Origin of the sequence: Thomasclavelia sp., assembly GCF_017889095.1 — a bacterium.
In the GTDB taxonomy this organism is placed as follows: Bacteria; Bacillota_I; Bacilli_A; order Erysipelotrichales; family Coprobacillaceae; genus Thomasclavelia.
On sequence record NZ_JAGHEW010000392.1, the window covers coordinates 1 to 2,359 of the forward strand.

Annotated in this window: 1 protein-coding gene; it reads left to right on the forward strand. The window is 37.1% G+C overall.

The window, feature by feature from the left end:
* Window positions 1-2,359: bifunctional acetaldehyde-CoA/alcohol dehydrogenase (gene adhE, locus J7M77_RS16610; protein WP_296880592.1), on the forward strand; the 2,359-nt coding region annotated here is incomplete at both ends.

The window sequence follows — 2,359 nt, forward strand, 5'->3', positions numbered from 1 at the left end:
GTTAAAAACTTATTTGCTTGCGAATACGTAACAAACAACTTACGTCATTTAAAAACGGTTGGAATCATCAATGAAGATCCACTTTTAGGAATTACTGAAATTGCTGAACCAGTAGGTGTTGTATGCGGTATTGTTCCAACAACAAACCCAACATCAACTGCAATCTTTAAATCATTGATCTGTTTAAAAACAAGAAATCCAATCATTTTCTCATTCCATCCAAGTGCAACAGCATGTTCAATCATGGCAGCACAAATTATGAAAGATGCAGCAATCGCAGCAGGAGCTCCAGAAGACTGTATCCAATGGTTGGAAGTTAAATCAATGTATGCAACAACAGCATTAATGAAGCATCCAGGAGTTGCAACAATCTTAGCAACAGGTGGAAACGCAATGGTTGCGGCAGCCTACTCTTGTGGTAAACCGGCAATTGGAGTTGGAGCTGGTAATGCACCAGTATACGTCGAAAAGACATGTAATTTAAAAAGGGCTGTCAATGACATTGTATTAGGTAAGTCATTCGACAATGGGATGATTTGTGCTTCTGAACAGTCAGCAGTAGTAGATAAGGAAATCTATGATGACTTTATCAAAGAAATAAAACGCTTTAAAGTTCATTTTGTTTCACCAGAAGAAAAAGCAAAACTAGAAAAGTTTATGTTTGGTTATAGTGCCAGAGAAAAAGGAGTTGAAAATGCTAAATTAAATTCCAATGTAGCTGGTAAACCGGCAACATGGATTGCTGAACAAGCAGGATTTAAAGTTCCTGCAGATACTCAAATTTTATGTGCTGAGATTCCAGAGGTTAGTGAACAAGAACCGCTAGGAAGAGAAAAATTATCTCCAGTATTAGCTGTATTAAAAGCTGAATCAACTGATGATGGTATTAATAAATGTGCTCAAATTGTTGAGTATCATGGATTAGGGCATTCAGCTACGATCCACACAGAAGATCATGAAATCACTAAACGTTTTGGACATGCCTGCAAGGCTATCCGTATTATTGAAAATGCACCATCAGCACTTGGTGGAATCGGTTCAGTTTACAACGCATTCATTCCATCACTTACTCTTGGATGCGGATCTTACGGACACAACTCTGTATCAAACAACGTAAGTGCTGTAAACTTGATCAATATTAAGAGAATAGGGAGACGTAATAACAATATGCAATGGGTTAAACTTCCTCCAAAAATTTATTTCGAAAAGAATTCGATTAAATATTTAAGAGACATGAAATCTATGGAAAAAGCCATGATCATTACTGACAGAGGTATGTACAATCTTGGCTATGTAGAAAAAATTGAAGATGTAATCAGAAGAAGAAGAAACAAAGTAGATATCGAATTATTCTTCGATGTTGAACCAGATCCAAGCATCGATACAGTAGAAGCCGGTGTTGAATTAATGAGAAAATTTGAACCGGATACAATCATTGCAATCGGTGGGGGATCACCAATGGATGCAGCCAAAGTAATGTGGCTAATGTATGAACATCCAGAAGTATGCTTCGATGATATCAAACAAAAATTCATGGATATCAGAAAACGTGCTTTCAAATTCCCAGAATTAGGTAAAAAAGCAAAATTAATCTGTATCCCAACAACATCAGGAACAGGATCAGAAGTAACACCATTTGCGGTTATTACAGACAAGAAAGCAAATAAAAAATATCCGTTGACTGACTATGCATTAACTCCAACAGTAGCAATCGTAGATCCAGAATTCGTAATGAGCTTACCAGCATCAATCGCAGCTGACACTGGAATCGACGTATTGACACATGCAATGGAAGCATACGTATCAATCTTAGCATCAGACTTTACTGACGGATGGGCAAAACAGGCAGTTAAATTAGTATTCGATTATTTAGAAGAATCAGTAAATAAAGGAACACCAATTGCCAGAGAAAAAATGCACAATGCCGCAACAATCGCTGGTATGGCCTTTGCAAATGCGTTCTTAGGAATGAACCACTCATTAGCACATAAGATTGGTGGAGAATTCCATGTACCACATGGACGTACAAACGGAATCTTATTACCACATGTAATCAGATACAACGGAACAGTGCCAACAAAATTAAATATCTGGCCAAAAATTGAAAACTATAAAGCAGATGTAAAATACATGGAATTAGCTCAGTTAATCGGATTAAATCCAAAGACACCAGAAGAAGGTGTAGAAATGTTTGCAGATGCAGTAGAACAGTTAATGGCAAAAGTACACTTGGCATCAAACTTCAAATCTCAGGGAATCGATAAGAAAGACTGGGATGAAGCAATTCACAGAATCGCAATGAATGCTTATGAAGATCAATGTACACCAGCAAACCCAAGAATGCCAATCGTAAAAGATA